Source organism: Deltaproteobacteria bacterium (assembly GCA_009929795.1).
Classification (GTDB): domain Bacteria; phylum Desulfobacterota; class Desulfovibrionia; order Desulfovibrionales; family Desulfomicrobiaceae; genus RZZR01.
Window position 1 is genome coordinate 1 of the sequence record RZZR01000128.1, and the last position, 6,442, is coordinate 6,442.

The window sequence follows — 6,442 nt, forward strand, 5'->3', positions numbered from 1 at the left end:
GCCTTGTACAGGGCGGCCAGGGCCGAAGGCCCGTCTTCGGTCTGATCCGTGCGCATCATCCAGGAGTCAAGCCGAGCCGCAAGCATCTCCCGGTTCGTGGAGTTGTCGTCCACGATGAGGACCCTGACCCCGGCCAGGCAGTCCAGGTCATGCCTCTCGGCCCGGTCCTGATTCTCCTGTAGGCCCAGGCGGATCGTGAACCAGAACTCAGACCCCCGGCCTTCGATACTTGAAAGTCCGATATCACCACCCATGAGTTTGGCGAGACGCCTGGAAATGGCCAGACCCAGACCCGTGCCTCCGTATTTTCTGGTCACCGAGGCATCGGCCTGAGTGAACTTTTTAAAGAGCGTTTCCTGTTTGTCGGCCGGGATGCCGATGCCCGTGTCCCGGACCGCAAAGCGGATCAGCGCTTCCGGTCCGCATTGCTCCAGAAGTTCGGCCCCGATCGAGACCTCGCCCCGTTCGGTGAATTTCACTGCATTCCCTGCCAGATTAAACAATATCTGGCGCAGGCGGTTGGCATCGCCCCGGACCATCTCGGGGACGTCAGGGTGTACGGCGCAGACGAATTCCAGGCCCTTCTCGTGGGCCCGCATGGCCATCATGGCCGCGAAATCGTCCAGAAATTCGTTCAGGTCGAAATCGATGGTTTCCAGATCGAGTTTGCCGGCCTCGATCTTGGAAAAATCCAGAATGTCGTTCAACAGTCCCAGAAGGGCCTCGCCGCTGGATCGGATCGTATGGGCGTAGCGCATCTGGGTCTCGTCCAAGGCCGTGTCCAGCAGGAGTTCGGTCATGCCGATGACCCCGTTCATGGGGGTGCGAATCTCGTGGCTCATGTTGGCGAGAAACTCGCTCTTGGCCTTGCTGGCGGCTTCGGCCCGGGCCTGGGCTTCTTCCAGGGCACGGTTGATCTCCAGAATGCGTTGCTCGGCGATCTTTCGTTCGGTGATGTCTTCCAGGGTGGCGATGGCCTCGGAGGATGCGGTTCCTGGCTGGACGGGATTGTATATCATTCTCAGGTAGAAGGTTCGGCCCCCGGTGATCGAGGTGTACTTGTCTTCATAGACCGAAGGTTTCCCGGCCAAGGCCTGGGCGATGACCTCGCGCATGAGAGGGGAGCTGTTTTTGGCCGTGTTGAAGCCGATGAGTTTTTCCCTGGACGAACCCATGAGTTCGACAAATTTGTCGTTGCAGTCCACGATGGTTCCCGTGGAATCATAGAAAATCATGCCCAGTGGGGATTTTTCAAAGATAATTCTATGGCGGTGTTCGCTTGCCAGCAGGGCCTCTTCGATTTTCTTCCGTTCGGTTATGTCTTGAAAAGCCGAGAGAAAAAACTCGCGACCCTGGATAACGATGATCTCTCCGGACAAGATGCCGACCACTATGGATCCGTCCTTGGCCCGAAGACACAGCTCAAATCCTTCAAGACGTCCTTTTTCTCGCAAAATCCTGGCGATATCTTCCTGATTCTGTTGATCTACGAAAAAATCCACCTCGGCCGCGGTCTTGCCCGCCAAATCCGGTAGTTCGTAGCCCAAAGTGGTCTGAAAACATGCGTTGACATCGATAAAACGCCGTTCGGGCAATTCGGCCAGGGACATGGCCACCGGGCTGTTGCGAAACAGACGCTCGAAGCGGATCTGGGCCTCCCTTTCCGCGGTCACGTCCTTGGACATGCCGTAGACGCAGGGCTGGCCGTCCCAGATCCCCAGCCATTTCTTGCTCTCGGCCTCGATCAAGCCTCCGGTTTTGTCCTTGAGAGGCAGAGGGCAGATTTTCCCTTTCCCTTTCAACATGGCCCTCAAACCTTCCTCGGCCTCGGAGCGGCGGTCGGCCGGATGGAGGTCGAGAATGTGCATGGTCGCCAATTCTTCCCTGGAATAACCGAGTTTCCGAATCAGCGCCTCGTTGGCGTACACGACGTGGCCGTCCAGGTTGCCGACCACGAGCATGTCGTCCACCGTGTCGAAAAAACTCCGAAAATTGGTCTCGCTGGATCGGAGCCGCGCCTCGGTCTCCTTCAATCGGCCGATGTCCACGAAGGTCTCCAATAAATGATCTTCGCCCTCCACTTCGATGCGGGTCACGGTCTTGAGAACGGGAGTGATGGAGCCGCCGCGGTGGCGTATGATCCGCTCCGACTCTTCCACGGCCAGCCCTTGATCGAGCACCGGGCATTCCTTCTGGCCTGCCGAACAGAGAAAAGTCCCGCACGGCCGGCCGATCAAGTCCTCCGGCTTGACCCCGGCCATTTCAGCAGCCTTGTGATTGGCCTCGATCACCACCCGGTCCCGGGCCCGGATCAGGACGATTCCTGCCGGAGCGGCCTGCATGATGGCCGCGCTCCGCTCCAAGGAGTCCATCAGTGCCTGTTCGGTCTGCTTGTAGGTGGTCATGTCCATGGAGATGCACACGATGCGGTGGACCGATCCGTCCGAGTCACGGGTCGGGTTCAGTACCACCCGCCAAAAGATGGAAGTCCCGTCCGGTCTCGTGTTTCGGGCTTCGAAGTCGACCTGCTCACCTTGGGCGACGAAATCCAATGCCCGTTTAACCGCGGGTCTTTCCTTTGCCGGCCAGAGGTCGGGAAAATACCTTCCCAGAACCTCGTCCTCCTTCCAGCCCATGGCCTCCAGACCCCTTTGATTGATGGACAGAACGCGGCCGTCTCCGTCCAGGATCTCGACACAATTGGGCGATCCATCGAACAGAACTTGATATGTGGAGTGATTTTCTTTTGGCATGATTTTCGTGGTTCTCCGCACAGAACCCTTGTTTGTGATTTGCCGGGAGCCGGCAGGCCCATGAGTCGAGGAGCAGACCGAAAAAGTGGTCCATTGGTAATGTCAAAAGGTGTAAAGGATCAAGGGATGCGGAGGCCGTCATTTTTGCAAGGGGTCGATACTGTCAAGGGCTTGATATTCCAAATTTTTGGCGTAGAGGGCGAACATCGCCGGTTTGTGGGAAACTCCGTGGTCGCGGGTTGGGTGTCTATCAACGGCTTGGATTGTTCGACATATTCAAAATTAGAACGCCCCGACCATGGCGGCCGGGGCGTTCTGGGTATTATTCGTTCAGGATCAGGTCATTCGGTCATGGCCGATTCCTTCCAGCCAAGGGGCAGCTTCTTGAAGCGGCCGCCGGTGACGATGGGGTCGCCCTTGTAGCCCAAGGCCTTGAAGTCGATGTAGTCGGTGGCGTTGACCAGGTCGGCCACGTCGCGGCCCCGGGAGAGCATACGGGCGAAATCCGTGCCCTGGTGGGTCAACTTGGCGTAATCCACGTCACGGTTGTCCTGGTGGCAGCGGTTGCAGGTCCGCTCGCCCTTCAGGCTGTCGTGGCATTGGACGCATGACAGGGCGTTCTCCTTGGGGCATACCTCGTGATTGATTCCCCAATACATGTCCGTGCGAGCCCAGGCATATTCACCGCTGTAGGGCAGCCTGGCGGCTTTCATGCCGATGGAAAAGGCCTTCTGCCAGTCCCCGGTCTTCCAATAGCCCTCGGGTCCGAAGAGGTTGGGGATGAGCAGATAGGTGAACTTGGCGTCGGCCGGCTGGATGCCACGCATGACCTTGAAGGGATATATCTTGGCCCTCGGGTCGTGGATGCCGCCAACGGGTTTGGTGATGGCGTTGACCGCATTCAGATCCAGGGGGTCGCCAAGAAGAATGCGTTCCATGTAGCCGTTGTACCAGGCGTATTCCGGCTTGGCGCTTTCCTTCCAGAGGAACTCGCCTTTGTTCCAGGCGTAGTCTTCCTTGCCGTACTTGTCCTTGACCGGTTGGCGGTCCCTGTCACCGGCCTTGGACCAGTCCCACCAGACCTTGGTGGGGGTGCACTTGGAATAGACCGGGGTGTGGCAGGTGTTGCAGGCCACGTTCCGGCAATGGCGGTTCAAATGGTGGTCCAGGAGGGAACCGCAGGTATGCGGCTCCGCTGTGTGGCAGGATTCGCAGGTCCGGCTGCCCTCGACCACGGCCACGGAGGAACTGCGGCCGGGGATCTTGTGGTTTCTGGTCTTATGACATTCGGAACATTGAAAGTCGTAGCCGCCCATGTGGATGTCACAGTTGCGATCGGGCCAATTCAGGTTCTCGGACATGTCGGCGTGCTTGACGGCGTCACCTCCTCCACCGCTGAAGTGGCAGTCTCCGCAGGTCTTTCGCGAGGTCAGGCCCACGCTCTTGGCGACCTTGATCAGATCGACATCCTTGGCAGGCATGCCCGCCCCGGGAGGATCCTTCTTATAGGTCCCGGAGGTGTCATGGCAGACGAGGCAGTCCATGCGGGTCTTGTCGGTGAAGTCGAAGGTGTCGTCCTTCCATCCGTATCCAGCGTGACATGATGTGCAACGAGCCTCGTTGCTGAGTATGTTTATTCAGAAATTGTTGACGGTGTTCCGGGCCTTGCCGAGCTGAACCTCCTTGCCGTGCTTGAGGGTGTAGGGAGAGGGCCCCCGCCACAGCCAATGGGCCGAGGTCAGCATGTCGTCACCGGCCTTGGGATGGCAGCGCAGGCATTCGGAGGTGACCTCCATGGGGGTCGGCTCTCCGGCCAATTCGATCAGCTTCGAGTGGTCGACGGGGTTCTTCACGTGACAGCCAAGGCAGTCCACTGGCCCCTTTTTCTCCTGCTCGTGGCAACCCATGCACTGAATATGGTAGGCGGCCTTGAGACCCAGGCGTTCGGGAAATTCCGGCTTGAAGGCCTCCTGGTGACAGGCCGAGCAGCGGACTGTTTCCGAGGCGTTGGAATCGGCCGGGCGGAGATGATGGCAGGCGGCGCAGTCGTTGACCAGGGCGGCGTGCTTGGAGTGCATGAACCGCACGGGCTTATATTCGTCCCGCTCGGCGTTGACAAAGGGGCTGTCCAGCCAGGCGTACCTGTGCTTGACGTCCTTGATGCCCAGGCCGAGCTTTTGCAGACGCTGCTGCCTGAGGCCCGGATACTCCTGAAGGACTTCTGCCACGAACGGCGGTTTTTCGCCGGATCGCTCGATGGCCTTCAACTGGTCCGGGGCGTTCCAGACAACGGCCGGAGTGGCGTTCTGCTCCTGGCCTGGTGTGGCGGCCTCTCCCGGGCATGGCGTCAGCCAGCCCTGGAGCAGGACAATGGACAGGAAAACGATGACGGGGCGCATGTCATACCTCCTTGGGTCTTGCGCTCAGGACCGGCAGCCAGGTCACGGCGGCCCGGTAGAGGAACATGAGGGTGGCCGCGAGCCCGGCCGTGACGGCTATCTCCGCCAGGGACGGGAAGTAGGCCACCTTGTTGTAGGGGGCCTCGTAGGCCACGGTGAAGACGTTGATCCTGTTGACCAGAACGCCCCCGACGATGAGGGCCGCGGCCGTGAACAGGAGCCCCCTGGATTTTCTGACGGCCGGGGCCAGGAGCATGAGCCAGGGCAGGATGGCGCCCAGGCCGACCTCGATGAGAAAGGCGTTGGACTGGGCCGTGCCGTCCAGCAGGTAGACGTAGGTTTCGCGGACGACCATGTCTCCCAGCTTGACGACCAGGTACACGCCAAGGGTGATGATGGTGAACCGGGACAGGGGGGTCAGGATGGGCATTTCCGATTCCAAATTCAAAGACGATGTGGCCAGTCCGGTCTCGAAGATAACCATGGGATAGCCCACGGCAAAGGCCGAGAGGAGAAAGAGGAGCGGCAGGAGCGGCGTATACCAGAGGGGATGGACCTTGGTCGGGGCCAGAAGCATGAGGGTCCCCAGACTCGATTGGTGCATGCAGGAGAGGACCACGCCCAGAATGACAAAGGCCCACATGACGCGGCCGAGTTTTGTGTTGATTCCGGCCAGAAAGGGGAACTTCTTCCCCAGGCCCTCGGCCACGGCTGGGAAAAACTCGATGTAGAGAACGGTCAGATAGGCCATGACGCACATGGCCACCTCGAAGAGGGCCGAATTGAGGTTCCAGTTGAACATGGGTTTCCAGATGGCCCATGATCGGCCGATGTCCAGAAAGACGCCTAGGGCGACGAAGGTGTAGCCCAGGGCCGCGGTCAGCAGGGCCGGACGGATGACGGCCTCGTAGCGGTGGCGGCCCAGGATGTGGCAGAGAAACGAGGTGGTGAAGCCTCCGGCGGCCAGGGCCACGCCCGAGGCCACGTCCACGCCGATCCACACCCCCCAGGGGTGGGCGTTGTCCAGGTTGGTCACATAGCCCAACCCGCCGATGTAGCGGGCAACGATGCAGGTCCAGCCCACGGCCATGACCACGGCCAGGACGATGACCCCAGGGCTCCAGAAGGGTCGGGGAACTGGTTGGGGAGCGTGGCTCATGGTTGATCCTCCCTGGTATCGGTCTTGTGGGTCAGGCGCATGATGCCGCCCAGGGCGGCGTAGAGGGTGATGGGGGCCCAGAGGTAGGCGTAGACCGAGTGCTGGATGGTCTCGGCGGTCTGGGGCATGGG

Annotated in this window: 2 protein-coding genes and 1 pseudogene; all 3 read right to left on the reverse strand. The window is 60.0% G+C overall.

The window, feature by feature from the left end; all coding sequences use genetic code 11:
- On the reverse strand, positions 1 to 2,753 hold a 2,753-nt coding region (locus EOM25_11280), incomplete at its 3' end, for a PAS domain S-box protein (GenBank protein ID NCC25756.1).
- A 341-nt stretch (positions 2,754 to 3,094) separates the two neighbouring features.
- Positions 3,095 to 5,152: pseudogene (locus EOM25_11285) on the reverse strand (tetrathionate reductase family octaheme c-type cytochrome).
- 1 nt (position 5,153) lies between these two features.
- Complete coding sequence (locus tag EOM25_11290) at positions 5,154 to 6,311, reverse strand: Ni/Fe-hydrogenase cytochrome b subunit (protein NCC25757.1); 1,158 nt, start codon at positions 6,309 to 6,311, stop codon at positions 5,154 to 5,156.
- Positions 6,312 to 6,442: the final 131 nt, after the last annotated feature.